Origin of the sequence: Nodosilinea nodulosa PCC 7104 (assembly GCF_000309385.1) — a bacterium.
In the GTDB taxonomy this organism is placed as follows: Bacteria; Cyanobacteriota; Cyanobacteriia; order Phormidesmidales; family Phormidesmidaceae; genus Nodosilinea; species Nodosilinea nodulosa.
Window position 1 is genome coordinate 6,016,550 of the sequence record NZ_JH976537.1, and the last position, 26,434, is coordinate 6,042,983.

Annotated in this window: 26 protein-coding genes and 1 pseudogene; 13 read left to right on the plus strand and 14 right to left on the minus strand. The window is 57.3% G+C overall.

The annotated features are described in order from the left end of the window. Positions 1-84: 84 nt before the first annotated feature. The gene (gene arsJ, locus LEPTO7104_RS0127915) at positions 85-1,329 is read left to right on the plus strand and encodes an organoarsenical effux MFS transporter ArsJ (protein ID WP_017301889.1); all 1,245 of its coding nucleotides are present in this window, start codon (positions 85-87) and stop codon (positions 1,327-1,329) included. A 497-nt stretch (positions 1,330-1,826) separates the two neighbouring features. After that, positions 1,827-1,958, plus strand: coding sequence for a hypothetical protein (locus LEPTO7104_RS42570; protein ID WP_017301890.1), 132 nt, complete (start codon positions 1,827-1,829; stop codon positions 1,956-1,958). On the opposite strand, the gene LEPTO7104_RS0127925 is transcribed toward LEPTO7104_RS42570, so the two are convergent. The 3 genes from LEPTO7104_RS0127925 to LEPTO7104_RS0127935 form a co-directional block, all read right to left on the minus strand. Then, entirely contained in the window at positions 1,955-2,827 is an 873-nt protein-coding gene (locus LEPTO7104_RS0127925) for a phosphatidate cytidylyltransferase (protein WP_026073152.1), read from the minus strand. The two genes, LEPTO7104_RS42570 and LEPTO7104_RS0127925, sit on opposite strands and share 4 nt — an antisense overlap. Before the next feature lie 326 nt (positions 2,828-3,153). Then, complete coding sequence (queC, locus tag LEPTO7104_RS0127930) at positions 3,154-3,831, minus strand: 7-cyano-7-deazaguanine synthase QueC (RefSeq protein WP_017301892.1); 678 nt, start codon at positions 3,829-3,831, stop codon at positions 3,154-3,156. 130 nt (positions 3,832-3,961) lie between these two features. Continuing rightward, complete coding sequence (locus LEPTO7104_RS0127935) at positions 3,962-4,210, minus strand: hypothetical protein (protein ID WP_017301893.1); 249 nt, start codon at positions 4,208-4,210, stop codon at positions 3,962-3,964. A gap of 104 nt (positions 4,211-4,314) precedes the next feature. Between LEPTO7104_RS0127935 and LEPTO7104_RS0127940 the strand changes: the two genes are divergently transcribed. The 9 genes from LEPTO7104_RS0127940 (at position 4,315) to LEPTO7104_RS0127975 (ending at position 9,949) form a co-directional block, all read left to right on the plus strand. Then, a complete protein-coding gene (locus tag LEPTO7104_RS0127940; RefSeq protein ID WP_017301894.1) occupies positions 4,315-4,551 on the plus strand; it encodes a helix-turn-helix transcriptional regulator in 237 nt (78 codons plus the stop codon). Between the two features lie 99 nt (positions 4,552-4,650). Further along, on the plus strand, positions 4,651-5,931 hold the full coding sequence (locus LEPTO7104_RS40535; RefSeq protein WP_155523821.1) for an ankyrin repeat domain-containing protein: 1,281 nt from the start codon (positions 4,651-4,653) through the stop codon (positions 5,929-5,931). A 189-nt stretch (positions 5,932-6,120) separates the two neighbouring features. Continuing rightward, a complete protein-coding gene (locus LEPTO7104_RS0127945; protein ID WP_017301895.1) occupies positions 6,121-6,333 on the plus strand; it encodes a hypothetical protein in 213 nt (70 codons plus the stop codon). A gap of 15 nt (positions 6,334-6,348) precedes the next feature. Beyond that, positions 6,349-6,771 carry a type II toxin-antitoxin system VapC family toxin gene (locus LEPTO7104_RS0127950; protein ID WP_017301896.1) on the plus strand — a complete coding sequence of 141 codons (423 nt, stop codon included), beginning with the start codon at positions 6,349-6,351 and terminating at the stop codon, positions 6,769-6,771. Then, a complete protein-coding gene (locus tag LEPTO7104_RS0127955) occupies positions 6,768-7,202 on the plus strand; it encodes a nucleotidyltransferase domain-containing protein (protein ID WP_155523822.1) in 435 nt (144 codons plus the stop codon). The genes LEPTO7104_RS0127950 and LEPTO7104_RS0127955 overlap by 4 nt, the downstream gene beginning before the upstream one ends. Continuing rightward, positions 7,177-7,374 (plus strand): HEPN domain-containing protein, encoded by a 198-nt coding sequence (locus tag LEPTO7104_RS40540; protein WP_071527339.1) that lies wholly within the window; start codon positions 7,177-7,179, stop codon positions 7,372-7,374. The genes LEPTO7104_RS0127955 and LEPTO7104_RS40540 overlap by 26 nt, the downstream gene beginning before the upstream one ends. Positions 7,375-7,551: 177 nt before the next feature. Next, positions 7,552-8,001 (plus strand): hypothetical protein, encoded by a 450-nt coding sequence (locus LEPTO7104_RS0127965; protein WP_017301899.1) that lies wholly within the window; start codon positions 7,552-7,554, stop codon positions 7,999-8,001. 241 nt (positions 8,002-8,242) lie between these two features. Further along, positions 8,243-9,604, plus strand: coding sequence for a tRNA (N6-isopentenyl adenosine(37)-C2)-methylthiotransferase MiaB (gene miaB / locus LEPTO7104_RS0127970; protein ID WP_026073153.1), 1,362 nt, complete (start codon positions 8,243-8,245; stop codon positions 9,602-9,604). A gap of 114 nt (positions 9,605-9,718) precedes the next feature. Then, entirely contained in the window at positions 9,719-9,949 is a 231-nt protein-coding gene (locus LEPTO7104_RS0127975) for a DUF2283 domain-containing protein (RefSeq protein ID WP_026073154.1), read from the plus strand. 162 nt (positions 9,950-10,111) lie between these two features. On the opposite strand, the pseudogene LEPTO7104_RS43830 reads toward LEPTO7104_RS0127975, so the two are convergent. From LEPTO7104_RS43830 to LEPTO7104_RS0128005, 5 genes and pseudogenes are all read right to left on the minus strand, one after another. Next, positions 10,112-10,342 (minus strand): annotated as a pseudogene (locus tag LEPTO7104_RS43830) (ParE family toxin-like protein). Positions 10,343-10,917: 575 nt separating this feature from the next. Further along, positions 10,918-11,751 carry a DUF4388 domain-containing protein gene (locus LEPTO7104_RS0127990; protein ID WP_017301903.1) on the minus strand — a complete coding sequence of 278 codons (834 nt, stop codon included), beginning with the start codon at positions 11,749-11,751 and terminating at the stop codon, positions 10,918-10,920. A gap of 24 nt (positions 11,752-11,775) precedes the next feature. Further along, positions 11,776-12,324, minus strand: a complete 549-nt coding sequence (locus LEPTO7104_RS0127995) for a GTP-binding protein (RefSeq protein WP_017301904.1) — start codon at positions 12,322-12,324, stop codon at positions 11,776-11,778. Positions 12,325-12,599: 275 nt separating this feature from the next. Continuing rightward, positions 12,600-12,971 (minus strand): roadblock/LC7 domain-containing protein, encoded by a 372-nt coding sequence (locus LEPTO7104_RS0128000; protein WP_026073155.1) that lies wholly within the window; start codon positions 12,969-12,971, stop codon positions 12,600-12,602. 101 nt (positions 12,972-13,072) lie between these two features. Beyond that, positions 13,073-13,558 (minus strand): hypothetical protein, encoded by a 486-nt coding sequence (locus LEPTO7104_RS0128005; protein WP_026073156.1) that lies wholly within the window; start codon positions 13,556-13,558, stop codon positions 13,073-13,075. 1,113 nt (positions 13,559-14,671) lie between these two features. Between LEPTO7104_RS0128005 and LEPTO7104_RS0128010 the strand changes: the two genes are divergently transcribed. Beyond that, positions 14,672-15,550: an IS982 family transposase gene (locus LEPTO7104_RS0128010; RefSeq protein ID WP_017296738.1), complete on the plus strand. Its 879-nt coding sequence runs from the start codon at positions 14,672-14,674 to the stop codon at positions 15,548-15,550. A 148-nt stretch (positions 15,551-15,698) separates the two neighbouring features. Here LEPTO7104_RS0128010 and rsmD read toward each other — a convergent pair whose 3' ends face one another. Both rsmD and hisH read right to left on the minus strand, forming a co-directional pair. After that, positions 15,699-16,253 (minus strand): 16S rRNA (guanine(966)-N(2))-methyltransferase RsmD, encoded by a 555-nt coding sequence (gene rsmD, locus LEPTO7104_RS0128015; RefSeq protein ID WP_017301907.1) that lies wholly within the window; start codon positions 16,251-16,253, stop codon positions 15,699-15,701. Positions 16,254-16,256: 3 nt separating this feature from the next. Next, a complete protein-coding gene (gene hisH / locus LEPTO7104_RS0128020; protein WP_017301908.1) occupies positions 16,257-16,901 on the minus strand; it encodes an imidazole glycerol phosphate synthase subunit HisH in 645 nt (214 codons plus the stop codon). Between the two features lie 298 nt (positions 16,902-17,199). Between hisH and LEPTO7104_RS41325 the strand changes: the two genes are divergently transcribed. Next, a complete protein-coding gene (locus LEPTO7104_RS41325; RefSeq protein WP_017301909.1) occupies positions 17,200-17,733 on the plus strand; it encodes a pyroglutamyl-peptidase I family protein in 534 nt (177 codons plus the stop codon). Here LEPTO7104_RS41325 and LEPTO7104_RS0128030 read toward each other — a convergent pair. From LEPTO7104_RS0128030 to LEPTO7104_RS0128045, 4 genes are read right to left on the minus strand one after another with little or no spacing between them, the layout of a single operon-like run. Further along, positions 17,726-19,351, minus strand: coding sequence for a hypothetical protein (locus LEPTO7104_RS0128030; RefSeq protein WP_017301910.1), 1,626 nt, complete (start codon positions 19,349-19,351; stop codon positions 17,726-17,728). The genes LEPTO7104_RS41325 and LEPTO7104_RS0128030 overlap by 8 nt on opposite strands. 45 nt (positions 19,352-19,396) lie before the next feature. After that, positions 19,397-21,475, minus strand: coding sequence for an OmpA family protein (locus LEPTO7104_RS42575; protein WP_017301911.1), 2,079 nt, complete (start codon positions 21,473-21,475; stop codon positions 19,397-19,399). Continuing rightward, positions 21,472-25,086 carry a TonB-dependent receptor gene (locus LEPTO7104_RS0128040; RefSeq protein ID WP_155523824.1) on the minus strand — a complete coding sequence of 1,205 codons (3,615 nt, stop codon included), beginning with the start codon at positions 25,084-25,086 and terminating at the stop codon, positions 21,472-21,474. Before LEPTO7104_RS0128040 ends, LEPTO7104_RS42575 begins: the two co-directional genes overlap by 4 nt. Next, positions 25,083-26,039: a DUF11 domain-containing protein gene (locus LEPTO7104_RS0128045; protein ID WP_225887065.1), complete on the minus strand. Its 957-nt coding sequence runs from the start codon at positions 26,037-26,039 to the stop codon at positions 25,083-25,085. The genes LEPTO7104_RS0128040 and LEPTO7104_RS0128045 overlap by 4 nt, the downstream gene beginning before the upstream one ends. Positions 26,040-26,434 lie beyond the last annotated feature (395 nt).

Here is a 26,434-nt window from a genome sequence, read left to right on the forward strand (position 1 = left end):
CCCACCCTCCGGGCACCCCTCCCAGGAGGGGACGGTAACCTTCCTACCCGCCCACCCACCTACCCATCCACCCTTCACCTCCCCATGACCACCTCCCCCGCCACCGCCAGCCTGCGCAACTACGCCATCATCACCGCCGCCTACTGGGGCTTCACGGTTACCGATGGTGCGCTGCGGATGCTGGTGCTGCTGCACTTTCACGTGCTGGGCTACAGACCGTTTGCGATCGCCATGCTGTTTCTCTTCTACGAAGTGTTTGGCGTGGTGACCAACTTTCTCGGCGGCTGGATTGGCTCCCAGGTGGGCCTACGGATGACCCTCTACGGCGGCATTGCGCTGCAAATTTTTGCCCTGGTGCTGCTGAGCTTTCTCAACCCAGGGTGGGCGGTGCCGGTGCAGGTGGGATTTGTGATGGTGGCCCAGGCGTTTTCGGGCATCGCCAAGGATCTGACCAAAATGAGTGCCAAGAGCGCCATTCGCCTGGTGGTGCCCAAGGAAGCGGCGTCGCGGCTGTTTCGTTGGGTGGCGGTGCTGACCGGGTCCAAGAATGCGCTCAAGGGCGTGGGCTTTTTCGTGGGGGCGGCGCTGCTGGAATGGATCGGCTTTCGTCCGGCGCTGTGGCTTCAGGCGGCAGTGCTTGGGGTGATTGTGCTGTCTGGGACGCTGCTGCCCGCCGACATGGGCAAGATCGGCAAAAAAGTGCCCTTTCGGCAGCTGTTTGCCAAGAGCAAGGAGATCAACGTGCTGTCGGCGGCGCGGTTCTTTTTGTTTGGCTCGCGGGATGTGTGGTTTGTGGTGGCGCTGCCGGTGTTTTTATACGAGGTGCTGGGCTGGCAGTTTATGCAGGTGGGCAGCTATATGGCCATCTGGGTAATCGGCTATGGCATCGTGCAGTTTTTGGCCCCGCAACTGCTGCGCCAAGATCGCACCGGCAAAGTGGCGCCTCGGGCAAAAACCATTCTGTTTTGGACCTCGATATTGACGGCCATTCCGGCGCTGATTGCCCTGACGCTAATGGCGGGAGTGCGGGGCGACATTGCGGTGACGGGCGGCTTAATTGTGTTTGGCGTGGTGTTTGCGTTTAACTCGGCGGTGCACTCGTACCTGGTGCTGGCCTACACCGAAGACCAGGATGTGAGCCTGAATGTGGGCTTTTACTACATGGCCAACTCGGGCGGGCGGCTGCTGGGCACGATTGCCTCGGGTTTGGTTTACCAGTGGTTTGGGCTGGTGGGGTGCCTGTGGGTGTCGAGCCTGTTTGTGCTGGCGGCGGCGCTGATTACGACGCAGCTGAGCGATCCCAAAACCTCAAACACAGTGGCGGTATAGGCTACAGCAGTTACAGATTGGGAGTTGCTGCGCCAGAAACCAGTTTTTCCGCATCGAGTTGCGCGTGATGGGGGGCGGCGGGTTACGGCGGAGCGCAAGGTTTTGGGGTGAAGGCAGAGACGAGAGCCGCCTAACCCACCCTAACCTGAGTTCGGGCTAAAGAAATTCTCTGCAAAAGCAGGTTTGCTATCCCCTCCAGGGAGGGGCAGGGGTGGGTTTTCCGGGGCTAGCGGTGGAATTTCACCGTATTCAGTCGGGTAATTGCTGTAGCCGTTTTGACCCACCCCGCCCTCCGAGCACCCCTCCAAAGGAGGGGACGGCGTTATCCCGAGCTGAGGTTACCCTACGAATACTTGAGGCGATCGCGCGGATTCTGAATAGCTGAAGGTGGCTATTGTCAGGAATAACCTCGTCCAAAGAATTGTAAGGGAAGGGCATTTTGGAGATTTATTCATTAAACTGTAGTTATAGCTACAGTTTTTCTAAGGAAATTGGTCATGGAGAACAAATCTGCCAGTGAGCGGCGTCAGGTAATTGGTGAGTTGCGCCATCAGCTGCGGTTTGCGCAGCCCCAGGAGCGCGATCGCATTCGTCAAGAGCTGAGCTTTTGGGAAATGCGGTGCCGCTAAGCCCCAGGCAGCCTGGGCAGCAGCAGGGTGACGAAGAAGTACACCAGCGCGCCCGTAAACACATAGCTGTCGGTGCGGTCTAAAATGCCGCCGTGGCCGGGGATGAGAGCGCCAGAGTCTTTCACCCCGGCATCTCGTTTCATCAGCGATTCGGTCAGGTCGCCCAGCAGGCTGGAGGTGCCGACCATCAGGCCCAGGGCCGCTCCGGTGGCGGGCCAGAGGGGCCACTGTAACCAGTAGCTGCCCACCAGCGCCACCACCATGCTGCCCAGCATGCCAAAAGCCGCCCCCTCTACGGTTTTCTTGGGGCTAATGTTGGAGAGCGGGGTGCGGCCAATGATTTTTCCGGCGGTATAGGCCCCAATGTCGGCGGCCCAAATGCAGGCAAAGGCCAGCAGCGTCACCACCAGCCCGTAGGGCAGCGCCTCCAGAGCCGGAGGCCAGGTTTCGGGCCAGTAGCCGCCCAGGGGCAGAGCCACACCCGCATCGCCCAGGTCGCGCAGGCGCACCCAAAAGCTGGGCAGGTAGCCGCCGTAGAACAGGCCCAAAATGGAGGCCGCTACATCGGCAATAGTGGCCACCTGGGGCTGAAACAGGAGGTAAAAGCAGATAAAGGTGCCGCTAATGGGCAGCAGCGCATCGGCCAGGGTAGGGGACAGGTGGGCCGTAATCAGCACCAGCTGGCTCACGACCAGCGTCGTTTTGGTCGCTGGCAAAATGCCCTTGGCCTTCACCAGGGCAAAAATTTCGAGCTGGCCCAGCAAAATAATGACCCCGAAGCCCAGGGTAAAGTACCAGCCCCCCAAGCCAATCATGGTGAGGGCCACCACGATGGCAACTAATCCGCTAATTATTCGTGACCAGGGCATAGGCGGGGTACGGAGGGGTTAAGTGGGGCGTTACCCCTGAATTGTGGGCAGTGGCTATGGTGAAGCTTATTACACTGTGCCACATTACTCTGCGAGCACCGTCAGAAAACCAAAGCTTATTGAACTATGCCGGGAAAGACCCGCCCGGGCAGAAGTTCAGGAAATCCACAGGATGATCTTGGATTGGCCCTAGGGCATCATCTCCACCGCTGCCATCGACCCACCGAGCAGGGGCTACTGGCACTAATGCTGCTGGAAATCAAGCCACCCGCGCCAACTCCCCTGGCTCCCTAGCCCCCCTACCCCCTTGCGATCGCCAGGCCAAACTACGGCTGAGTCGCCAGCTCGGGGTAGCCCGCGTCGATCAGGGCGCGATCGCGAATCCGGCAAGAATCACATCGTCCGCAGGGTTCGGCCCCGCCCTGGTAGCACGACCAGGTTTGCGCGATCGGCACCCTCAGCGCCACGGCCCGACGCACAATATCCACCTTAGAATCCATCACCAGGGGCGCAATCAGCTTGGGCGCGTGGCCCTCTAGCCCCGCCTTGGACGAAAGCTGCGCCAGCTGTTGAAACGCCGCCAGATACTCGGGCCGACAGTCGGGGTAGCCGGAATAATCGACCGCATTGATGCCCAAATACACCGCCTCGGCCTGCTTGGCCTCGGCCAGGGCCAGGGCCAGGGCAATGAACACCGTATTGCGCCCCGGCACGTAGGTGGAGGGAATGCCCGCCTCGATACCCTCCTGGGGCAGCGGCTGGGCCAGATCGGTGAGCGAAGACGCCCCCCACTGGGCCAGGTTGACATCGATGAAGTGGTGGTCTGCGATCGCCAGGTGAGCCGCGATCGCCCGCGCCGCCTCTAGCTCGCGCTGGTGCCGCTGGCCGTAGTTAAACGACAGCGCTACCAGGTCGTAGCCATCGGCGATCGCCTGGGCGGCAGCAGTGGCCGAGTCGAGACCACCGGAGAGCAGCACAACGGCCTTGGGGTTGGGCTGAGACATGGGTTAACGTTCTCCTGGGCAAGGGCTAAACAGTCATCTGGCCAGACAAGTCAGAAATTGCGGTTCAGCCCTCAATTCTAAAGGGTGACTGAGATCAGGTCAGAGCAGGGGTGGCATGGGCTACGCTGTGCTACTCGACCAGCACGTAGCGGGTGAGCACGCGCATGATTTCGTCGATGCGCCCGGTGGGCTGGGGCTTGCGACCCTCGCGCACTTCGGCAAAGCCAAGGCGATAGAGTTCGTGGACGATGCGATCGACGCCGTGGGCCGGGCCGATAACCAATATGCGAATGACCTCCCGCCCCGGCTCGGCAGCGGGTTCGATAGTGACTTGCAGTGCTGGGTCAGCCAGCGCTGAGGGAATAAATGCTTGAGGCATAGGGAATACAGCAATGTGAATTTACCAAGCCTAATAATATGCCAACTGGATGTCAACCGTTCGGAACCCTTTCGTTACCTGCAAGGCTCTGAGATCATCGGGGTATGGGAAAAGCAGGCAATGTGCTCAAGCAAGTTTTGGAGACGCACGACCTTACTCAGTACGGTCTGGCAAAGGCAATGGGAGTTGAACGCACGACGGTCTACCGCTGGGTAAAGGGTGACAGAGACCCGTCAGCAGATACGGTAGTAGAAATTGTTGAAGCCTTGAAAAGCCTGAATCCTCAAGCTGCCGAAGATTTCGTGAAGCTGTACTTGGGCGACATGATCTCGGATTCGTAGATATGCATACTACTGGTGATAGGACGCTCTAGAACCGTGAAGATTCCTGAAATTGGGCATCCTGAACGAAATAGTGAATAGGTTTACTCGGTGCCCCCCATGACGGACTCTCTCAAAGCCGCTGCAAAAGCAGGGGATATCAAAGCGCTCGAAGGTCTCATGAACAAATCCTTTGAGTCGAAGGGAGTAACGGTTCGGGTGACTAGCTCAGGTTCACTCCTCAAGGTAGTAGTGCGTGGCAAAGAAGCACCCGATAAGGCACTGCTACCAACCATTCAGAGGGGATTAGCTAGCATCAACCCCAGCGGTTTTGATCAGGTTGTAGTTACGGCAAGAGCCATAGGAAAAGCTGATGCCTGGTCCCAACGGTGGGACTTACCGAGAAAAACGCCAGCAGAATCGTTGTCCATCGCTGATAGCTCGTTACCAGCATCTAAGGCCACTGTAAAAGTTCTAGCTAGCAACGAGACGCCAAAATCTTGGCATCAAAAAAACTGGCTGATTATTAGCCTATTGGTACTTTTTCCTCCCGTAGGCATTCCGCTTACCTGGATGAGCAAATGGCCTAGATCTAGCAAAATATGTGCATCAATTTTTAGTGGAATTTGGTTTTTAGCCCTCCTTGTACAACAACCTAAAAATACACAACCCACAATTGCTCAGGAAGAGACTCAAGCCACGGTACCAGAGGTAGTAACGAAAGTAGAACCACAAGAATTTGAAGAACCATCTGAAAGCACTGCTGTTGATCCCGAGAAGTTTGTTACTGCTTCTCAGGAAGGAGACATAGCCACTGTTAAAGCTATGTTAGCAGCAGGCATTAGTCCTGATACGACCAATAAAGTAGGAAATAGTGCTCTATCCGTGGCTGCTAGTAGAGGTAATTTTGAAGTTGTACAAGCCATAGTAGCCGTTGGGCCTAGTCAAGCTACAAAGGACGTTGCTCTTCATGAATCTACTCTTGGAACTTCGGAAGTGACTACTTTTCTGTTGCGCAATGGAGCAAACCCACGATATATCTATACTAGTAAGATTGATGGAGAAACATGGCCAGCTCTTTATACGGCTGCTAGATTTGGTACTCCAGAGCAGGTAAAAGCATTGCTAGCAGCTGGCGCATCGTGGGATCAACTCAGTCAACAGCAGGCTAATGATGCTTTGCGGGGTGCATCTTGTGGTGGATGGCCTTTCATTGTAAAAGAGTTATTGGCCATGGGAGCTGATCCCAATAACATGAATGAGTTCGAGGATGAGAGCCCTCTAATACTCGCTACTAGTGAAGCTTGCAGAATGCGAGATTTAGATACGCAAGAAGTAGCATCAGAATCTCGTCAACACGATCAAGTAGTACAAATACTCAAAGCTGCTGGAGCAAAATGAGGATGAGATTTAAGGAATGCCATCTTTAATAAGTAGAGTAGGCATTACCCACCATTAAATTTAAGCTGCTTAAGTTAGCCTAATCCTCCTAAAAACCAGTACAGTTCAGCAGGTTGCATTGAGGCGATTTGCGAAAGCAAGAGCCTGCGATCGCTATAATAGGCGCAAGTTTCTACACTGCCTGCTGCCATGACCTCCCAACAACTCGAAGAGCGCTCTCAGCACCTCGAAGCCCGAGTTGCGGCCCTAGAGGCAGAACTGGCACAGCTCAAACAGGTGTTGTCTAGCCTTCTGCAAAAGCCCGCCCCCTGGTGGCTACAGATCGCAGGCAGCTTTGAACACGATCCGACCTTTGATGCTGCGACCAGCTTTGGGCAAGACTGGCGCAAGAGCGCTGACTAGGTAACCTGCTGCAGCATGTACATCCTCGATACTGATCACCTCAGTTTTATTCAGCGCAAGAACTTGGCAGGTCAACGCATTTTACAAAGACTGGCTGCCATCGCAGGAGCCGAAGTAGCTGTCACCGTCATCACCTACGAAGAACAACTCAGAGGGCGGCTGCGGGTTGTCGCTGGGGCAAAAACAGTTGAAGAGCAGGTTTCTGCCTATCACTGGCTGCAACAACTGGCCCTTGACTACACTGCAATCGCCATCATGCCCTTTGACGAACCTGCCGCCCAAGCATACCGACGGTTACGAAAAGCTTACCCTCGCCTAGGCACCATGGATCTCAAAATTGCGGCGATCGCAATTTCTCGCCGGGCAACTCTTCTGACCCGAAATACCTCAGACTTTGAGCAAATAGCAGATCTATTATTTGAAAACTGGTCAATTTGATAGCTCGACTAACCGGCTGCTGTGGGGCGATCGCCCCTTCCCCCACCGCCATCAGTGCCCCCACTGCCGTAGCTGCGATCAGTAGATATCATACTGATATGCTCACCCAAACCACCATTCAACAAATTGCCGATCGCATAGCCGATCGCTTCAGCCCAGAGAAAATCATCCTCTTTGGCAGCTACGCCCGTGGTGAAGTCCACGACCACAGCGATTTAGACCTCCTTATCGTTATGGCAACCCTACCCCCACGGGGCCAGCGCAGTGCGCCTATCCTCAAAATGCTAGGCCAAGACTATGCCGACCCCATTGACGTTGTGGTTCGCTCAGCCCAGGCACTCAAAGATTGGGAACAGGTACCCGGCAGCTTTGCCCACCAGGTGCTCACCGAAGGAATTGTGCTCTATGAACGCCAAAAGCAACCTGCCTGAAGCCTGGTTTGCCAAAGCAGAAGCTGGTCTACAAGCAGCTGAGCTTCTGCTCAATACAACCACTCCTTTGCTGGATATTGTCTGTTACCACGCCCAGCAATGTGCTGAGAAATACCTTAAAGGTTATCTCGTTTTATTTCTTAGACAGCAGCGCCCTGGTCAATCAAGGTAGGCACAAAGCTATGGGCAGCCAAACCATACCCATTGCTGAATTTTGGTAAGGCGCTGATGCTGAGTGCCAAACCCAATCAACGCCTTGCGATAGAGAAGACCCACCCCCTAGGGCTGATTCGGCTAGAGCGCTCAGCCGAGTACAAATAGAGTACTAATTTCGTTGAGACTGTATTCTATGATGCTAAATTCTTTGACCGAGTCGCTGGCGATTGCAGGCCGCTGGATGGCCAAAGCCCTAATGGGCGTCATGGCCGTGGCGCTGCTGTGGCAGGGCGCATTTGCTGCCAACCTCTCGGCCATGGCCGCCCCTACGCACAGCACGCTGATTGCAGCGGCAGACGTGGGTAGCGAAGCTCAGGGCAAAGCCAGCAAAGACGCCGGACGCACCAAGGGCTTTGTTCGCGACGCCAGAGATACCGTTAAGCAAGCGGCCTCCGACAATGCCCGCAAGGTCGATCGCGCCACCGACAGCAACAGTGCGATCGCAGACAAAGCCAAGCGCGATGCCGATCGCATTCAAGAGCGGGCCGATAAAGACGCCAGCCGCACCCAAGACGCCGTTGACAACACCAAAAACGCCATCGAAAACGCCATTGACAACGTTAAAGATGCCTTTGGTAACTAGGCCTTAAGCAGCCAAGGATAGCCTGGTTGGAGGGTGACTCTTCGGAGCTAGTGAGTCTTTAGAGCCAACGCTTTGGGCCAGGCAACATTAAAAGTCGAGAGAGGCACGGGTGAATAACCTGTGCCTTTTTTGGGCGATCGTATCGACGATTGGTATGACTGGACGAATTTAGCCATTAACTCCGGTGATGCAGAGCCATAGCGCTAAAATAGGAAGCTGCGTTGTTGCTATACCCAGACCTATGGCCGGTTCTGCTCGTCAATATCACATCACCACCTTCGGCTGCCAGATGAACAAGGCCGACTCCGAGCGGATGGGCGGCATTCTCGACACCATGGGCCTGACCTGGACCGACGACCCCTACGATGCCGATGTGGTGCTCTACAACACCTGCACCATTCGCGACAACGCCGAGCAAAAAGTCTACTCGTACCTGGGTCGCCAGGCCAAGCGCAAGCACGAAAACCCCGACCTGACGCTGATTGTGGCCGGGTGCGTCGCCCAGCAGGAGGGCGAGGCCCTGCTGCGTCGGGTGCCCGAGCTGGATTTGGTGATGGGGCCGCAGCATGCCAACCGCCTGCAAGATTTGCTGGAGCAGGTGTTCGACGGCAACCAGGTGGTGGCCACCGAAGAGGTGGACATTATGGAAGACATCACCAAGCCCCGGCGCGACAGCACCATTACCGCCTGGGTGAACGTAATCTACGGCTGCAACGAGCGCTGCACCTACTGCGTGGTGCCGGGGGTGCGCGGCGTCGAGCAGTCGCGCACCCCAGAGGCCATCCGCGCCGAAATGGAGGAACTGGGCCGCCAGGGCTTCAAAGAAGTGACGCTGCTGGGCCAAAACATCGACGCCTACGGGCGCGACCTGCCCGGTTCCACCGCCGACGGCAGGCACCAGCACACCTTCACCGACCTGCTGTACTTCGTCCACGATGTGCCCGGCATCCAGCGCATTCGCTTTGCCACCAGCCACCCCCGCTACTTTACCGAGCGGCTGGTTCGCGCCTGCGCCGAATTGCCCAAGGTGTGCGAGCATTTCCACATTCCCTTTCAGTCGGGCGACAACGATGTACTGAAAGCCATGGCGCGGGGCTACACCCACGAGAAGTATCGCCGCATTATCGACACCGTGCGCCGCTACATGCCCGACGCGGCAATCAGCGCCGATGCGATCGTCGGCTTCCCCGGCGAAACCGAGGAGCAGTTTCAGCGCACCATGGAGCTGGTCAACGACATCGCCTTCGACCAGCTCAACACGGCGGCCTACTCGCCCCGCCCCGGCACCCCGGCGGCCCTGTGGGAAAACCAGCTGAGCGAGGAGGTGAAGAGCGATCGCCTCCAGCGCCTCAACCATTTGGTGAATACCAAAGCCGCCGAACGCTCCCAACGCTATGCGGGCCGCACCGAAGAAGTGCTGGTCGAAGCCATCAATCCCAAAGACCCCTCCCAGGTGATGGGCCGCACTCGCGGCAACCGCCTGGCTTTCTTTGCGGGCGATTTTGCGGCCCTGAAGGGCGAGCTGGTGCAGGTTAAAATTACCGAAGTGCGCCCCTTTAGCCTGACGGGGGAACCCATTCAGGCATTAGTCACCGCTGGATAGGCCAACACAAAAAAGATGATTTGGGTCATCAGGTGAAAACAACTCGGTACTTTGGTGAGCAAGTTCTTGCTAGACGCCCCTATATCCAGCGATCAGTTTAAAGGGGCCTCAGCCATGAAGTTTCACTACTATCCTGAAACCGATTCGCTCTATATCGGCTTGTTAGATCAGCCCAGTATGGACTCCCAAGAAGTGCCAAACGGCATTGTGCTGGATTTTGATGCAGAGGGGCGTCTGGTGGGCCTAGATATCGATCAGGCCAGTCAGGTGGTTGATTTATCTAAACTTGAAGCCAGCTCTCTACCCATCGCATCATTATCTTTAGAAGGACAATCCGCCGCCTAAAGAAAGCAGATTGCTTCGCTGGGAAGCCAGAGATTATTGTTACGCCTCCAAAAATCCGCTTTCTGGTTAGTCACCTAGTACCACAAGGAGCACGAGGTTTTTTAGATTTCGCTGAGAAACAGCAGGAGAATATCTTCAATCGTAACCGCTGGCTAGCAATGCTTATTTCTTCCCGAGTAACTTATCGTACTCGGCATGGAAACCAATCCAAAACCAGACAATTTTGTCCTCTTTTACCTTCATAATGCCTAAAGCTCGCCAGCCAATACCTACTCTGACCGACCACAGATTATCCCTGGCGTTGATCTACTTAACCTCAAGGCTTGGGTGGGATGAGTTATTCTTCCACAGTTTGTAGTCTTTCCTAGCGGTTTCTCTAACCCGTTGGGGCAGGTTGAGAAAAAGCTTTCGGAAGTCATGGGTTCTCGACTATTTCATTAGTCTTCGCAAAGCCCTTCTCTTCGGTTTCGCCAGCGTCGTCTTCAGCAAGGGCTGCTAAAGCCATGCTGGTGAGAATGTCTGATCCACATCTGAGGCTGATAAGGTCTTTTGCCAGAGCAGTTCACTCTGGACGTCGTCTAGCAATTGTTGGGCAAGTTTGTTTTATAGATCGCCGGGAAGTTTTTGTGCTGCTTGAAAGGCTTGTTCTAGAAGGGTAGTCATTGTGTCTCCTTTATATAGATACTGCACCGTGTTGTTGAGCTCTAGATACTAACAGAGAAGCCAGATTGCTTGGCTCGATGCCAGATAAGAAACGAATACATCGCGGCTTACCTAAGCCTCTACCTCAACCTCAGCAGATAGAGTTTTTAGTTTAGAGCAAACCTAGGCATGCCAATGAAGGGCGCAGGGTAGCCGCCGCCGTTGAAGACCTAAATGCCAATTCCTTAGCCAGGCTCACAAAAAAATAGAAGGGCCAGGTGAAACCTTCGTGAACTGCTAGACTATCGCCTCTCACCCATAGCCTATCAGCACTGCTGCTTTAAAAAGCTGATCATTTGAGTCAAAAAATCTGCGCTTGGCAGATTAGATGCTGCTGAACCAATTCGGGAATCTTCCTTAATTTTAGCTGGACCCGAATTTGCTACCGGTATCTCCTCCACCAGCCCTGTTAGCATTAGGCGAAAGGCAGTGCAGCGGATAGGTTCAGCTTGCAATTTCAGACGCTGAGCAATTTCACTCAGAGGAATCTTGCCGTTGGCAAAGCCCCAAACACTCCATTCCTGACGAGTTAGCCGCGCCTGAGGTTTTCCATCCGTTGTACTGAGCAAGCCTGAGTTCAGGTTAGGCAATTTATCTTTCAGCGCGGACCAATTTCGCAAACTGCGTAAACCTGGCAAGGTGACTTCAGTTGCTGGAACACTCGCCCCCACCATTTCTAAGTAAGGCATTTGGACATCATTGGTGAAGTGAAAAGTACCATCGGGAAGCTCAAATAAAACACAAATTTCTTGAATAACTTGTGTAGAGAACAAGCCCTGCAACTGCTCTTTTGTCAACAACTCTTGAGATCTGAGATAAACACCGAAGGGTGTGCGAGCTGGGCACTTTTGAATTAGCCCTAGAAGTTGAGCTTTCGAAAGCAGCTGACGACGAGCGATTAGATGAGCTAATCCGTGGTAGTCATTGCGGTTGGCTGCGGCAACAATGCGCCCCTGTTTAAGCCAAATAAAATGGTCTTGAGAAGAGTCGGCTGCATTAGGAAGCGCGCGCACCGTTAGCAATCCGCTTTTGTTGCCCTCCTCCACAAGCTGCAAAACTTCTGGCAATGAAAAATTGGATAACTTCCCGCTAACTACCATAATTTCAATCGTCCTGAAAATTATTTATCGCTTCAACATTAAATTTTGGGAAAATTGCTCAACCAATTTTATGGTAGCTTGGGCGACGGAGGATTTGTTTGTAGGATCAACGCGAATAATGGGGGGCCTCTTAATATCAACACGCCCATATCCCAGGGCAATAGCCATGTCTTTTGCGCCCCAGGCTCCAGGGCAATCCATATGTGTAAACCCAACAATCATAGGGGCTTTGGTTCGCTGTTGCATGAAGTTGCTAATCACTCTGGCGTTGCGAAGTTCTGCCGGACGATCCGCAGGGACTAGCAATATATAGGCATCAGCTTTATGAATCAGCAAATCCCACATAAAGTCAAATCGAGTTTGTCCAGGTGTGCCATAGATATGTAACACCATATCTTTGTTGAACTTTAGTCGTCCAAAGTCTAAGGCAACTGTCGTTTTTTGCTTAAGTTGGGCGGTCTCATCAGTGGCCTGACGATCAGTGTCCACCACTTGAATCTCACTAATCGAACGGACAAAAGTGGACTTTCCTGCTCCAACCGGTCCAGTGACGACTAAACGTAGAACTTCCATTGCGGTTACCCGTTTTGTTTAAAATTGGTAACGACCAAGCTTGAAATCGATCAAATTAAAAGCAGGTCGGGTTGAAAGAGGACGTTTGGAAAGAGTATTTGGCCACAATAAGCTGTTCAGCACACGCAAAGAGACAGATTTCTTGCCTCAACCATCCAAAAAACTGAATCTTTAGGGACTTTACAAACATCCTCTAAACTCAAAATTAGCTTAAGCCCAAAACATTCAAACCTTTAAGTTGAATCGATGGGCTTGTAAAATACGCCGACTCAGCACTAGTTAAAAATTAACTTTAGCTCAGCTACAATACGCTTAATTTCTAGTTGAAGAATCCCCTGCTTTGCTGATTTGTGGGCAAGTACTAGTAGCAGAGCATCTTGACCACAGTCCATTAGAATGCTATAGCCCTGTTCACCTTCAATTAGAACCCGCTCGATGCTGCCACGGGATAGTTCACTACCAATCCGTTCGCCCAGTGAGAGCATTGCTGCTGACATTGCTGCCACTCGTTCTTCGTCCATTCCAGGGGGCAAAGCTGAAGACAGTGATAGACCATCTGGTGTGACAATAGCAGCTCCCTGAATTTCGCTCAAGCCAGCAACGAAGTTCTGCAAAATGTGGCCGAGCTTTTCTGAATTGATCATGATTTGACATCCTTAAAAGATATAAATGTTGACTTTACAGAGTGAATATTGAAGTCCAGCTTAAAGCTTAAGTTCTACAAACTCAAGAGAAGGCGCGTTAGAGGCTAACGGAGATTTAGTTCTATGACATCGTATTGACCACCCCTCAATACAGATTCAACTTGAGTGCCGCGAAGCCGTTGTCCCATCATGGTTTCTAATGCTCCTTGAACAGCACCTAGCGTAAATGACAGGGTGCGCGATGACCCTTGTGGTTCACCGGCGGAGCAGACTGTTTCGCGGCAATAAACTCGGTAGCCACTATCGGTTGCTTCAATTTTGTCAATAATACAAAGCCGAGTTCCCTCTTTTCCGAGCGCTTGGCTCATTGCGGCTGTCGCTTCCTCTAAAGCAGGCTTCTGACCAGCTAAACCTAGCTCAGCCACTAGATTTTTGCCGCGTATGCGCCCTGCTGCAATAGCAGAAATCAATGCAGCTTTTTCTCCAAGAGCCTCTTCTAGGCCAGTTATCAATGCTCTAAAACAGATGATGCTGTTGAAGTCGCCCAATTCAGAGCGGAGCTGAGTTTCTGTCAGGGTAGCGTTAGTCATATTAAAGGATTCTCCATAATACAGCTTTAACCGAATAGCCCTTTTACTTACCTTCATTTGCAGGTTGCCCGCACTTAAAGAGAAAGTAAACAAGGGGTATCTAAGATATCTGAAAAGGCCTTCTCAATATAAGTTTATAGAGTTAGCTTTCAGCCTTATTTAGAATAAGCAACAGGACGAAAAGAGGTCTCGAATTTAGTCGATTAGCCTGATAGATAGGTGGCAAAATAAAACCTAATTCAACACCTAAAACGATGTTGCCCTGGACTCATTGATTCAGATACAACTTATTCTGCACGTGAATGATTGCCAAGGCAATCCGCATTTACGCGCAAACAAGCTTAGAAATTAAGAAGTTTTTTTAAGCTGCAAATAGATGGGCTTCCAACAATAATTGAATCTCTTGAATTGCGAAAATACCTACATCTTAATTCAAGAAAATGACATTCTTGTGACATCTTAGCTTGGAAGCGCAAAAAAGCCCTGGAAGGGTTGCTTCGCAAGGGGTTTAAGGTGAGATAAATTAGGCTGGGTGAGGTATTTCACCAGAGACTTGAGCTCTTCAACTCAAAATCAGCCTGATGGGAACACTCCGCTTGTCTAGCTGTAGCCAGTCTGGGGAGGACAGTTTCCCTAAGAACGTTTGAACGCTCAAATGTTTCTCAGGCTTATGAATGTCTCAACATGTCTCAACCCGATTGACTATGGCGATATCGTCAACTGCAAGGCCAATTGAGTCAATAGATGCAGCCGGTTAACCGACGGCATCTGCAAAGGTTTTTGAGATTGTGGCGGCGGTATTGCAGTCTGGCGAGGCTTGTCTAGGGCAGTGGGCACTGGGCGACTGCGCCTACATAGACGCCTGCATAGGTTTTGAGCGATCGACCAGTCGCTGAGGGAGACCTGGATTTTGGCCTAAACGGAGGGTTTTCTAGCTTAACCTGAGTTCGGGATAAGGAAAGGAGGGGCTCTGTAAGCTGATATAGCTGTAGCCAGTCTGGTTAAGACATGTCTCCTATGACCGTTCAAACGTTTGAACGGTCATAGGGTTCCTGGATGTCCTAACCAACGTGACTATGGCTATATCACGTAAATGATTCAGCAGGCCCCCCTATGGATAGTCTAGAAGAGCTGTTTTGCCACATTGATGATTTCTGCTGTCAGTTCGAGCCGAAATGGCACCAGATGCTGCTGGGTGAAGGCGTTCAACACCGTCAGCGCCAGCGATCGCTGAGCTTAAGCGAGGTGATGACAATCTTGGTGTGCTTCCACCAGCAGCACTATCGCAACTTCAAGGCGTTCTACAACAAGCATGTCTGCGTGCACTGGCGAGAGGCCTTTCCTGGCCTGGTCAGCTATCACCGCTTTGTGGAGTGGATGCCGTCGGCTCTGCTGCCCTTATGCGTGTACCTGAAGCACTGTTTTGGCGCTTGTAGCGGCATCAGCTTTATCGATAGCAGCAGCCTCAAGGTGTGCCACAACCGTCGGATTCGACGCCACAAGGTGTTTCGCGGCCTGGCGGCTCGGGGCAAAACCTCAGTTGACTGGTTCTTTGGCTTCAAGCTCCACCTGGTGGTTAATGACCAAGGGGAGTTGCTCAACATCCAAATCACGCCGGGCAATACCGACGACCGCAAGCCCGCCTGTGACTTGCTTCAAGGCCTCTATGGCAAGGTCTTTGCTGACCGGGGCTATGTCTCCAAAGCACTGGCAGAACGCCTCTTTGAGACCTGTGGCATCGAGTTCTTTGCCAAACCCAGGCGCAACATGACAAACCACTTGATGCGGCTCACCGACAAGTTACTGGCCCGCAAGCGCGCCATTGTCGAAACCGTCATTGACCAGCTCAAGAACATCTCCCAGATTGAGCATTCCAGGCATCGCAGCCCTACCAACTTCATGGTCAATGTCATCTGTGGCTTGATTGCCTACTGCCATCAGCCCAAGAAGCCTTCCCTCAATCTTGACTTCGCTCTTCCTCCATCGGCTTAACCCGAACTCAGGTTAGCTTAACGATCGGCTAAATTTTCTCTGCGCCAAAAGCTGGTCGGTTTTACCCTTGAGCAAGCTCTGGAGAGAAGGGGGTACTCCAGGGTCTCAGCGTCAACGTTAATGGGTGCCTATCCGGAACCCAGCACCATTATCTTTTGAGCAATCCTACGGGTCCATAAAACGCCAGGTGGGTGGTGCCATAGGGCTTTTGCCGCACCAGGTCCAGGCCAGGAATCGCGATGGGTTCCCAAGCATCGGGGCTATACTCGACGGCCATCTCGCCCGTGGGATGGAGCAGATTCAGGCTCACCACCCGCTCCAAAACCGGACTATACAGCTCGCTGTCGTAGGGTGGGTCGAAGTAAATGCAGTTGAAGGGTTGCCCGTGCAGCCGCGAGAGCTGTTTGACCACATCGCCTTTAAACAGGCTAAACGTTTGATCGGGCTGGACCACCTTCTGCCAGTTTTCGCGGGTGAGGGCGTAGGCCTCTGGCGACTTCTCAATACCCACTACCTCTGCCGCGCCCCGGCACAGCGCCTCGGCCCCGATCGCGCCGCTGCCTGTGCACAGGTCGAGCCAGCGGCAGTCTGCAATGCGCCCCTGCCAGATGTTGAACAGCGCCTCCCGCACGCGGGCCGCCGTGGGCCGGGTGTCTAAACCGGGCAGGGTTTTGAGGGCGCGATTGCCGTAGATGCGCAGCATAGACTAGCCCACAGCCGCAGGGGTTTGAGCTTTCACCAGAGCCACAAAGTTGGCCAGCATCACCAGGCCAGCGGGGGCCGACTTTTCGGGGTGGTACTGCATGGCTAGGATGTTGTCCTGGGCGATCGCCGCCGTTACCGTCTGGGTCCCGTGGGTTGTCGTCGCCGCATTCACCGCCGGGTCAGCGGGCTCGGCGTAGTAGGAGTGCACAAAGTACACCCAGTCGCCATTGCTCACCCCCTGCCACAGCGGGCAGTTGGGCTGCGTCAGCGTCAGCTGGTTCCACCCCATGTGGGGAATGGTAATGCCAGGCTCTTTTTTAAATTTGCGAATGCGGCCTGGAATAATCCCCAGCCCTGGCTCTACCCCCTCGTCGCTGCCGTCAAACAACAGCTGAAGCCCCAAGCAAATACCCAGGAAGGGTTTGCCCCTGGCAATTTGCTCCAGAATAGGCTCCACCAGCCCGGTCTCGCGCAGGTGCCGCATAGCTGGGTCAAAGGCCCCATCCCCCGGCAGCACCAGGGCATCAGCCGACTCCAAATCCGCGACGGCCTTGGTAATGTGTGGCGTTGCCCCAGCCAGCGCCAGCCCCTTGCAGGCCGAGTGCAAATTACCCATGTCGTAGTCGATGACGGCAATATTAGCCATACACGCTCCTGCTCTATCCTCTGTATGGGGCCTTTGTGTGAGGCCTTTGTGTGTGACCTTTTTGCGGGGCACGGGGTTCTACAGACTCTATCCTACCTGGCAGAGCCGAATGGATTTTGGATTTAGAGTTCTGGATGCGAAATGCTTCCTTGTGGGTTACGGCCAATGCCAGATTTGCGTGACTTCGAAAAAGTTTGATTACGGCCTAACCCACGCTACAGTTTCTCCCCATCTCCCCCATCTCCATCTACCCATCCACCCTCCCACTCATCCACCCTCCCACTCATCCACCCTCCCCATGCTCCTCACTACCTTCGCCCCCTGGCGCGCCCACCAGCCCTCCAACGCCGCCGACGATCTGATCGCCCATCTCCAGCGGCAGCGGCAAATTCCTCCTGGCACCACTGTTCTGCGCCACATTCCGGTCAGTTTTGAGCTGGCTCCCATTCGCGTGATGGCCAAGCTGGTTGAGCTGCGCCCGGCGGTGGTGGTGTGCTGCGGCATGGCCGAGGGCCGCAGTCAGCTCAATCTAGAGCGCTACGGCAAAGGGGATGACCTGGCCTTGGAGACGCTTCTGCCCCTAGACTGGCTGATGGCCGACACTCACCTGACCACCATCAGCGACTGTGCCGGTACCTACGTGTGTAACCACCTGTACTACCGGCTGCTGGGGGCGATCGCGCAGCAGTGCTGGTCAACCCAGGCTTTGTTTGTGCATATTCCACCGCTGACTACGGCCACTCAGCCTCTGCTGGCCCGCGACCTGGCGCTGATCCTAAAACGGTTGGCGGGGCTAACGCCACCGTCAACTGCCCCCAGCGGGGTCAATTGACGGTGACCCTAAAGCGAACCAGCCCCACCTGGTTTGCGTTGATGTTGCCGACGTTGACCACGACGGCTCCATTGTTCTGGCTCGCACCGCAGATTGCGGGTAGCGCTTCTCCCGGCCCAAAGAACCTGCCCGGATCGGCGTCGTTGGCGTTGGTATAAGTCACCACTGGCCCGGCGGGACTGGAGGATGCGATCGCCTGAATGCCCTGCCCGGCGCCATAGGCATTGGGGTCAAAGGTTGTGCCGACTGGAATTTGGTCACACACCAGCAGGTCGGTAACTCCAGAGTTGCTGCTGTTGGCCAGGTAAATGCTGTACTCAATGCCATTGCCCGTGGCGACCGGCGGGTCGGTGACGGCGATTAGCCCCTGGCCCAGGCCGTTGTTACGCAGCAGGTTAACCGCACTGTCACTGCCTATCACCTGGCTGAAGTCGGGCAGTGGCGAGGGGCCAATCAAATTGCTGACCCGCTTCACCAGAGAAAAGCCGCCCACCCTCCGAATGAGGCCAAAGCCTCCAGCAATTAGATCGAGGCCGCCACCTGTACTTTGGCCGTCAGCGGTGGGTAGCCCCAGAAAGTCAGTCAGCGTGTCAGCAGGTGTCACAGCTGCTGAAAAGAGCGAGTAGCCAAAGACAGGCTGGGTGCTAGCGGGAGCCGTCAACAGTGAGCTAATGGGAAAGAAAATACCCCGCACCGTCTGTGTAGCCAGGTTATTCACGACGTGGGACGCTTTGAAGGCAGGGTCAGGGGGAGGTGGGGCGTCTTGCCTCGTCACCGCAGTGCCAATGTCAACCCCTGTGTTAGAGGTTCCCCAACCGTTGGTAGGTATCTGCACCAGGGGACCATAGGCCGTGGGCAGCCCCGCCCCATCCACGGCGGTAATGGCGGCAATGCCAAAGGCATCGTTGCCGCCCCGCTCCATAATCAAAAACCCTACGTTTCCCTGGTCCGCTGCGGCTACCGTCACCCCAGGGCTGGAAATGATGTAGTCAATCCGCTTGATGTTGTTGCGGGTCTCCTGCTGACCGGGGCCAGCTTCAGTGTTGTTAAAAACGTTGTCAATGCCCCGGTTGATGGTGCTGCTGAGCATAGCCGCCTCAATACTGGGCGACTCGCTCGGTCCCAGGGTCAGGGTCGTGGCGTCAGCTACAGAGGCTTCATAAAATAGCGACTGGCGAGCAACGAGTAAGCCTGGGTCGCGGCGAAACACAATTTGCTGCGGCAAACCCACCGGAGGCAGCAAATCGGTCGCCGGTTCGAAGCGGCCTGCTGCCGTTTCCACGGCCAGAAGAACCCGATTGACGCCAGCCCCGAAAGTTTGATTGATCGTGGCCCCTACACCAGCACAGCCAGGAAAGCTGACCGTATCGCAGCCCGGAGCAAAGGGAGCGTTGGGATAGCTGGTGGTTGCGGCTGGCTGATCGACGGTGACCAGGGTCTGCACGGGCGCAGAGGGGGATAGCTGAGCCAGGGCGGGCGCTCCGCCGCCCAGCAGACCAATTACCACAATGGCCAGCCCGCCCAGCAGGCCAAGCCAGCGAGGGCCAGGGGCGCGGGGCGGCGCGGCAGTCTTTTGCGAGGGCAGAGGCAGAGGAGTCTGGCACATGGCAGGCATCATGGAACGGGGAGACGTAGGGCAGGGGTTGGCTTCGAAAAAGGCAGCTTACTCTAGCTGGAGGTCGCCCTCTTGATCTTGGAAGATGATATCGAGGCCGCGCACGTCGGTGAAGACAAACTCAACCCGGCGATCGCGGGCGTAGGGCAGCGGGCCGCTGCCCTGGCTGCGGCGCTGGGTCTCACCCAGGGGCACAATGCGCATGCGCTCCATGGGCACCCCCTTGCGAATCAGGTAGTCGCGGGCGGCCAGGGCGCGGCGCTCGCTGAGGGCCAGGTTGTAGGCGTTGCTGGCGCGGGGGTCGGTGTGGCCGCGCAGTTCCACCGTCAGGAAGGGGTACTCCAGCAGGGCGGCGGCGATCTGGTCGAGCACATCGGCGCTCTCGGGGCTGATGTTCGAGCGATCGAGGGCAAAGTGAATATTGCGGGGAATCTCCAGCCGCAGCGGTTCCAGGGGCGGCGGCGGTTCGACAGGAGCCGGGGGCGGCTGGGGCGGCGCACAGCTGGGCCGTTCCGCTGGGGTGGTGGGCTGCTCGGGCAGGGTGCCATCGGCGGCCAGCACGGTGGCGGCGGCGGCGGGTTCCGAGGTGCCCCACTCGGGGTCAGTGGCGATCGCGCTCACCCGCGTCCCCGGCGGCAGGTCCAAACTGGCGCTAAAGGTGCCCTCTGGGCCAGCGGTCACCGTGCCCAAAGGCTCGCTCAGGGGGCTGTAGGGGAAGCCCGGCTCGGCCAGCCGGTAGAGGTCAACCTCGCTGCCGGAGTCAGCGGTGCCGGTGAGGGTAACCTCCCCCGGCCCGCTGGTAAAGCGGTAGGCGTCAAACTGGGGAGCGTTGATGGCGGCATTGCCCGTTTCCTGGCGGCGATGGTAGGAGTTGCGGGGCGGGTTGGGGCCATCGCCCTTTTGAAAGTCCTGCACGCCGGTATTGCCCTGGGTGTTGAGGTCAATGGAAAGACCGTCGAGCTCGGCGTAGCGGTTGCCGCGAATCTGGTTGCGGTGGCTGAGGGGGTAGGCGGTCACCGCAACCCCAGGGCCGGGCTGGTAGCCAATGAAGTTGTCCGTCAGCTGGTGGTCGCTGCCCATCAGGTATACAGCGGCTCGCTCAAACCGCCGCCCGTTGTACTGAATGGCGTTGCCCGAAATTTGGGTGGACCCCTCCGGCTTAAACAGGTAGATGCCGCTGCCGTCGTTGGCGCAGATCAGGTTGTCGGTAATGGCGCTGGCGGCGATCGCCCCCTCCAGGCGAATGGCGTCGGGCATACCGGCCAGGCCGTTGCCGATGATGGCGTTTTCGCTCACCTGCAGGCCGTTGGCCCGAAAGCCGGTGATGATGGCGCTGCCGTCGTGGTTTTGAATGCGGTTGTGGCGCACCACGGTGTCTACGGCGTTAAAGACCGACACGCCAAAGGCCGAGGGCACCGCCGGGAACGTCCCATCCGGGGGCAGGCCCAGCCAGTTTTGCTCAATTACAACGCCGTGGGGCGCGGCCTCGGCCTGATCCAGGCGAAACAGGCCCAGGGCAGGGCTGCGCGGGCTGGCATCCACCGGGGGAGCCAGGGCGCTGATGAAAATATCCGAGGGCGGCGTAGTCTGGGTAGCGCGATCGCGGGTGCGAAACCCGTAGATGCTCAGCCCCCGCACCGTTACCCCGTCGGCGGCAATGGTCAGGCCGCGGGCCACCTCGCCGCCCTCGGCCACGGTCAGACTGACCGCAGGCGCGGCGGGAAACTTGGGGTCGTAGGTGGCGGCGGCATCGTAGCCCGCCTGGGTGGTGCCGTCAATGAGCAGCTCCGGGGCCACAATTTCGGGCAGCAGGTCCGTCAGGGCAATGGTCGTCTGCCCCGGCGGCAGATCGAAGCCAATGCGCGACCCCTGCCCCGGCGGCAGCGGCTGCACAACGGCCTGCTCCGCCGGACTCAGCTCTGCCGGGGTGAGGGTGCCGTTGGCCAGCTCGATCGCCTCCCGCAGGGTCAGCCCCGCATCGGGGGTGACCGGCCCATCCAGCGGGCTGGTCACCCGCAGGCTGTAGGTGGCTGGGGCCGACTGCCCCACCGCTGGCGCGATCGCCAGGCCCACCACCGGCATACCCAGGGCCACCGTGCCCCATCCTATCCACCACCGCTGATTCATCTCTCACCTCCTGGGGCAGTGCCCGTCACCTCGGCCTCGGGTCTGTCAGTCAGGGCCGCTTCATCCACGTAAGAGTCCTGCTGCTGGGGGGGCGACACCGGCTGCACCCCAAAGCTGTTGAACAACTGGTTGACCTTGGCGGTAATGCCAAAGTAAGGGCCGCTGGCCGACCGATAGCCGCCGCCGCCCACAAACGAGCCGTCGTTGGCGCGGCCAAAGCTGTAGCCCAGCCCCAGCCGCACGTCGGGCGTGAGGTAGTAGCCCGCCTCCAGGGCAAAGCCCGTTTCGTTGTAGCCCACCGCAGGCTGGCCTAAGTAGCGCACCTCAGCCCCCACATCCCAGCGGTAGGCAAAGCGATAGGTCGCCCTAAACTGGGCCAGGTGAATGGTGTTTGAAAAGCCAAAATCCTGGGCCAGGTTGGCGTTGCTGTAGCGCAGGGCGTACTTGCCGTAAAACTCCCATCGGTAGCTGGGGGCATAGATGCCCTCCAGCTGGAGGGTGTGGTCCTGGGCCTCAGAGCCAGTGCCGTTCAGGATGCTGTTGGGGGTGCTGCTGGGATTGTTGCGAAACTCGTAGCTGAGCAGGCCGTTGAACTGATCGCTGACAGGGTTGCGGTAGGCCAGCCCCAGCCGCAGGGTGCTGGAGTCGCCCAGCTGCTCGGTGATGGTCTGGTTGGCGAAGTTGCCCAAATCAAAGCGGGCCAGACCGGTCAGCGAGTCGGTAATGCGCCCGGCGGCAGCCGCCCCCAGCACCAGGTTGCTAGACCCCGGCGAGTCGCGATACTCGATCCGCCCGCTGGCCTGCCAGTCGGGGTTGTCGGTGTACTCTAACCCCACCGAGTAGACGGTGGACGCCTGGAGCCCCAGGCCCGAAGCCCCCAGGCCGACTGCGTAGGGTTGGGCAAACTGCTGCCCCCGGCCAGTCAGGTTAAAGGCATCGCCAAAGATCCGCTCAAAGCCAAAGGTAGCCCGCAGCCCCGGCGCCAGCGTCAGCCGGTGATTCAGGCCGATGGATCCCTGTCCGGTAATGCCGTTGTAGCCCCCCAGCAGCGAGTAGCGGTTGGTCAGCGTCGTGTTGTCGTCGAGCTCGTAGTCGACCAGGGTGTCGAGGCTGGTAATCGAGTTTGGCCCCTGTCCGCCGGTCAAAAACTGCTGGGCCAGCCGCAGGCTGACACCGGGCTGCACCGCCCACTCCAGGCCCACGGTGTTGCGCGTGGGGTAGAGGGGGTCGGCGGTGCCCAGGTTTACCTCACTCTGGGCCAGGGCGCTGAGGGTGTCCGTCAGCGGCAGGTTGAGCCGCGACACCAGCAGGTTGGTATTGGTGGAGAAGTTAGTCAGGCGATCGCGGCGGTAGCGGTTGACAAAGTCAACGCCCAGGGTGGCACTGCCAATCTGCTGCACCACGCCTCCCCGCAGCTCGCGGAGGGTGTTGTCGACCACCCCGCCCAGTACCGGATTTTGGCCCGGCAGCAGCAGCCCGGCGGCGGTGGTTTGCACCGCGATCGCGTTGCCCCTGTTTTGCTCCTGGTCGACCAGGGCCCGCAGCTGGGTTTGGGCCCCCACCTGGGCCAACACCTCGGCCCCCCAGCGGGTTTGGCCGGGGCTAAAGCTGCTGGTGGCGGTGTTATTAAACCCGCTGTCGGTGGAGCGATAGTAGGCCTGGCCGGTGATGCCATCAAAGGGGGTCCCGCTGAGTTCCACGCGGTAGGCATTGCCCTGGCTGTTGGCGGCCCCAGCGTTGAGCGATGAACGGGCGAATTCACCCGTGATGCGGCCCTGCTCCCCCAGGGGCCAGAGCAGGTCAAAGCCGTAGAGGGTAAAGTCTTGGGCGCCCTGGTCTTCGGTCAGCAGGGTGGCTCCCACCACGCCGCCACTGTCGCCCTCGGGTCGGTACTGCACGCGCCCGGCGTAGAGGCTGCCCCGCACCGACGCGTCATCGACCTGGTAGGTCACCACAATGTGCCGCACCAGCGTCGTCCCCAGGGGGTTGAGGTCCACGGCCCTGATCGGCTCGTGAAACAGCAGGGTGCCGCGATCGTAGTCGATGTCGTAGTCCACCCCGCGATACAGGGGGGTGCGATCGAGCACGGTGCCGGGACGGTTGAATTCTTCCGTCTCCAGAAAGACATTCTCACTGCCCCGCAGCACCAGGCGTCGCGACAAAAAGTAGTAGCCGCTGGTGCCGTCGGGGGCAATGGTGTCCCGCTGAAAGGGCCGCACGTTGTCGCCGTAGAGGGCGGTTAGCTGCACGCCGTTGCCAAAGGTGTAGCTGCCCTTGAAGCCGTGCAGCTCTCGCACGGTGGCGGTAAACTCCTGGGACTCACCGGCAAATTCCTGGGTGCCGTAGTCCCCCCACATGAAGTAGTCGGGGTCGGCATCCGGCCCCAGGGAGTCGTGCTGAAAGCGCAGGTACAGGCTGTCAATCGAAGGGGTGAGAAAGTCGGTGGTAGAGCTGTCGCCGTAGACCGGGTAGGTCTGATCGCAGGCCTGCACATCGCGGTAGAGGCTGCTGCCATCGCAGCGATCGTTGAGGCCGCGGGTGTTGTTGTAGGCCCCGGTAAACAGCCAGTCGCCCACCGCACCCGTGGCAAATAGCCCGGCGGTAAAGCCCACCTCCACATCCTGGTTGAGCGAGTCGGTGCTGAGAAAGTCTCTAAAACTGCCCAGCAGGTTGGTGCCGCCCCGCCCCACCCGAAAATCGAGCACCCCAGAAATAATGGTGGGGCGCAGGTCGGTGGTGAAGCTGACCTGGGTGCTGGCCACCAGCGCCGGGTAGCCCTCCCGCAGACTGGGGTCTATCTCGCGAATGGCTCTGGCGTCGACCCTGGCCTCCACTGTGGCCACCTGGGCATCGATCGCCGATCGCAGCCGAGCCTCAAACCGTCCCTGGCGGGCCAGCACCTGAAAACCGCTGCGATCGCTGTCGTAGTCGGCCCCAATGAACTCTCCGGCGCTGCTGGTCAGGGTGACCACGACATCGTCGTCGAGCGGGTCGCCCGCCGCTGTGGTCACAGCCCCCACCAGGGTCAAGGCCGAGCGGCCATTGGCCGGGATCTGCCCAATGCGCTCGGGTTCCATGGTCAGGGTGTAGGCCATCACCTCCGGCTGGGGCACCACCGGCCGCAGGGGGTGGGTAGGGGGAGGGGTGAGCGGCAGCTGGTCGCCGCCGAACTGAAACTCAAACAGCTCCGAATTTTCGCGACGGTTGGCCAGGGGGACAGGGGTGCCGTCAGGCAGTGGACTCATCTCGGCGGCTGGCAGCTGGCCCTGGGGCTGGATATCGGCAGCGGCGATCGCCGTCGTTGGGTCTTCCCAGGTCTGGGGTGCCACCTCGGGCGCTGGCGCTGGCCCAGGTGCTAGGTCAGCCTGGGGAGCCAGCAGCGGTAGCGTCATTGGCTCAGCCGGGGCACCCTCAGCAGCTTCCAGCGGAGCACTGTCCACCGCCGGAGCAGCGACGGCTTCCACCGCCGACCCCGATCGGCCCGAGATTTCTAGATCGGCTGCCGTACCGGGGCGATCGGGGGCCGCATAGGCCGGCATCAGCAGGCCCACAGACCCGGCCAGAGTGGTTAACAAACCCAACCCCAGCGAACGAGAAGACAGAGACATCATGGCTGCTCCTCCCCAAAGGTTGGTGTTACGGCAAAGTTCATGCGGCCCAAACCGCCCGGCAGCAGTCGCACAAAGCGAGAAACGCTGTTTTCTTCAATCCGGTAAAGGTTGGGTGCCAGGGTGTAGCCCGGCAGGCTGTAGAGATCCAGACTGCCAACTCGGTAGCCAGGCAGCACATTAATCAGCGAAAACAGCCCATCAGGGTCGGTCAAAACCCGGTTGCCGTCGTCCATGAAGATCACAGCGTTGGGCACCCCAGGCTCGCCGGGCTGCTGCTGCCCATCAAAGTTCTTGTCCACAAACACCCGACCCAGAATCGTGCCGCAGTCCGCCACAATGCCGGGGCGAATCGTCATCTGGTAGGCGGCGGTTACCGGCGTAAACCCGGGCGCAGAGGCCTGGGCCACGTTGCGGCCACTACCCCGGACGGCGTCGGGGGTCAGCAGTACCCCGTAGGCCACCGACACCGACTCACCCGGCGCCAGGGAGGCAAAGGTTAGCGTTAAACTGCTGTCGGTGGTCACCACCTGGGTGGGCTGCTGGGGCGTGGCCTGTACCGAATCGGGCACGTAGAGCAGGCCACGGGGCAGCTGGTCGGTGACGGTCAGCGGCGTCGCCGCCTGGGCGGCGGACAGGTTGGTTATCAGCAGCCGATAGATGGCCACATCGCCCGGTTCCGCCGCCGCCCGGTCGGCGGTTTTAGTAATTTGCAGCAGGGGCAGCTGGGGCTGAGGCGGCGAAATAATCGCCGTAGTGGGCACCTGTGTCTGATTAGAGACAGTGGTGGCTGGCCCCGCCGGACCCACAAACTGGGCCGAAGCCTGATTCACAAAGACCTGATTCTGAGCCAGGGCCACCGTCGATGGCGGCACTGCGTGGCTCAGGCCATAGCTTAAAACCAGGGACAGCAGAAACAGCAGCCCCCGGCATAGTCGTCGCTGAATACGTCTCACACCACCCCTCTGAGACCACTCTCCACACCACTGGCGCCGCCGCTGACCTAAGCCAGCCGGGCACCCTCACTCACTCCTGAAGGCCAAGGCCTTTTGTCATCAGTCGAAAGACTTAATTTCTCTGTCAAACTCGGCAAATCATACCAAGGGCATCCGTAAATACCACAAATTTTCTGTAAACTTTTTTAAACGAATCGCCACAATGTCAGGGCAAAGAGTCCTGACTGAGAGCCAGAACTTCCTGCCGAGATTCCTGGTGAAACCCCAAAAACCTCAGGCGTCGCGCAAGTTTGAGCTGGAACCTATCACGGCAGTTATATGGAATTCATAAGCAAAGAACTAGAATTTGTTACGAAGCTGCGGGCAGGCTCTGCCGGAGCCCCGGCCTCAGCTCC

Coding starts and splice junctions, on each gene's coding strand:
- arsJ (WP_017301889.1), top strand. CDS start 85: ATGACCACCTCCCCCGCCACCGCCAGCCTGCGCAACTACGCCATCATC.
- LEPTO7104_RS42570 (WP_017301890.1), top strand. CDS start 1,827: ATGGAGAACAAATCTGCCAGTGAGCGGCGTCAGGTAATTGGTGAGTTG.
- LEPTO7104_RS0127925 (WP_026073152.1), bottom strand. CDS start 2,827: ATGCCCTGGTCACGAATAATTAGCGGATTAGTTGCCATCGTGGTGGCC.
- queC (WP_017301892.1), bottom strand. CDS start 3,831: ATGTCTCAGCCCAACCCCAAGGCCGTTGTGCTGCTCTCCGGTGGTCTC.
- LEPTO7104_RS0127935 (WP_017301893.1), bottom strand. CDS start 4,210: ATGCCTCAAGCATTTATTCCCTCAGCGCTGGCTGACCCAGCACTGCAA.
- LEPTO7104_RS0127940 (WP_017301894.1), top strand. CDS start 4,315: ATGGGAAAAGCAGGCAATGTGCTCAAGCAAGTTTTGGAGACGCACGAC.
- LEPTO7104_RS40535 (WP_155523821.1), top strand. CDS start 4,651: ATGACGGACTCTCTCAAAGCCGCTGCAAAAGCAGGGGATATCAAAGCG.
- LEPTO7104_RS0127945 (WP_017301895.1), top strand. CDS start 6,121: ATGACCTCCCAACAACTCGAAGAGCGCTCTCAGCACCTCGAAGCCCGA.
- LEPTO7104_RS0127950 (WP_017301896.1), top strand. CDS start 6,349: ATGTACATCCTCGATACTGATCACCTCAGTTTTATTCAGCGCAAGAAC.
- LEPTO7104_RS40540 (WP_071527339.1), top strand. CDS start 7,177: ATGAACGCCAAAAGCAACCTGCCTGAAGCCTGGTTTGCCAAAGCAGAA.
- LEPTO7104_RS0127965 (WP_017301899.1), top strand. CDS start 7,552: ATGATGCTAAATTCTTTGACCGAGTCGCTGGCGATTGCAGGCCGCTGG.
- miaB (WP_026073153.1), top strand. CDS start 8,243: ATGGCCGGTTCTGCTCGTCAATATCACATCACCACCTTCGGCTGCCAG.
- LEPTO7104_RS0127975 (WP_026073154.1), top strand. CDS start 9,719: ATGAAGTTTCACTACTATCCTGAAACCGATTCGCTCTATATCGGCTTG.
- LEPTO7104_RS0127990 (WP_017301903.1), bottom strand. CDS start 11,751: ATGGTAGTTAGCGGGAAGTTATCCAATTTTTCATTGCCAGAAGTTTTG.
- LEPTO7104_RS0127995 (WP_017301904.1), bottom strand. CDS start 12,324: ATGGAAGTTCTACGTTTAGTCGTCACTGGACCGGTTGGAGCAGGAAAG.
- LEPTO7104_RS0128005 (WP_026073156.1), bottom strand. CDS start 13,558: ATGACTAACGCTACCCTGACAGAAACTCAGCTCCGCTCTGAATTGGGC.
- LEPTO7104_RS0128010 (WP_017296738.1), top strand. CDS start 14,672: ATGGATAGTCTAGAAGAGCTGTTTTGCCACATTGATGATTTCTGCTGT.
- rsmD (WP_017301907.1), bottom strand. CDS start 16,253: ATGCTGCGCATCTACGGCAATCGCGCCCTCAAAACCCTGCCCGGTTTA.
- hisH (WP_017301908.1), bottom strand. CDS start 16,901: ATGGCTAATATTGCCGTCATCGACTACGACATGGGTAATTTGCACTCG.
- LEPTO7104_RS41325 (WP_017301909.1), top strand. CDS start 17,200: ATGCTCCTCACTACCTTCGCCCCCTGGCGCGCCCACCAGCCCTCCAAC.
- LEPTO7104_RS0128030 (WP_017301910.1), bottom strand. CDS start 19,351: ATGATGCCTGCCATGTGCCAGACTCCTCTGCCTCTGCCCTCGCAAAAG.
- LEPTO7104_RS42575 (WP_017301911.1), bottom strand. CDS start 21,475: ATGAATCAGCGGTGGTGGATAGGATGGGGCACGGTGGCCCTGGGTATG.
- LEPTO7104_RS0128040 (WP_155523824.1), bottom strand. CDS start 25,086: ATGATGTCTCTGTCTTCTCGTTCGCTGGGGTTGGGTTTGTTAACCACT.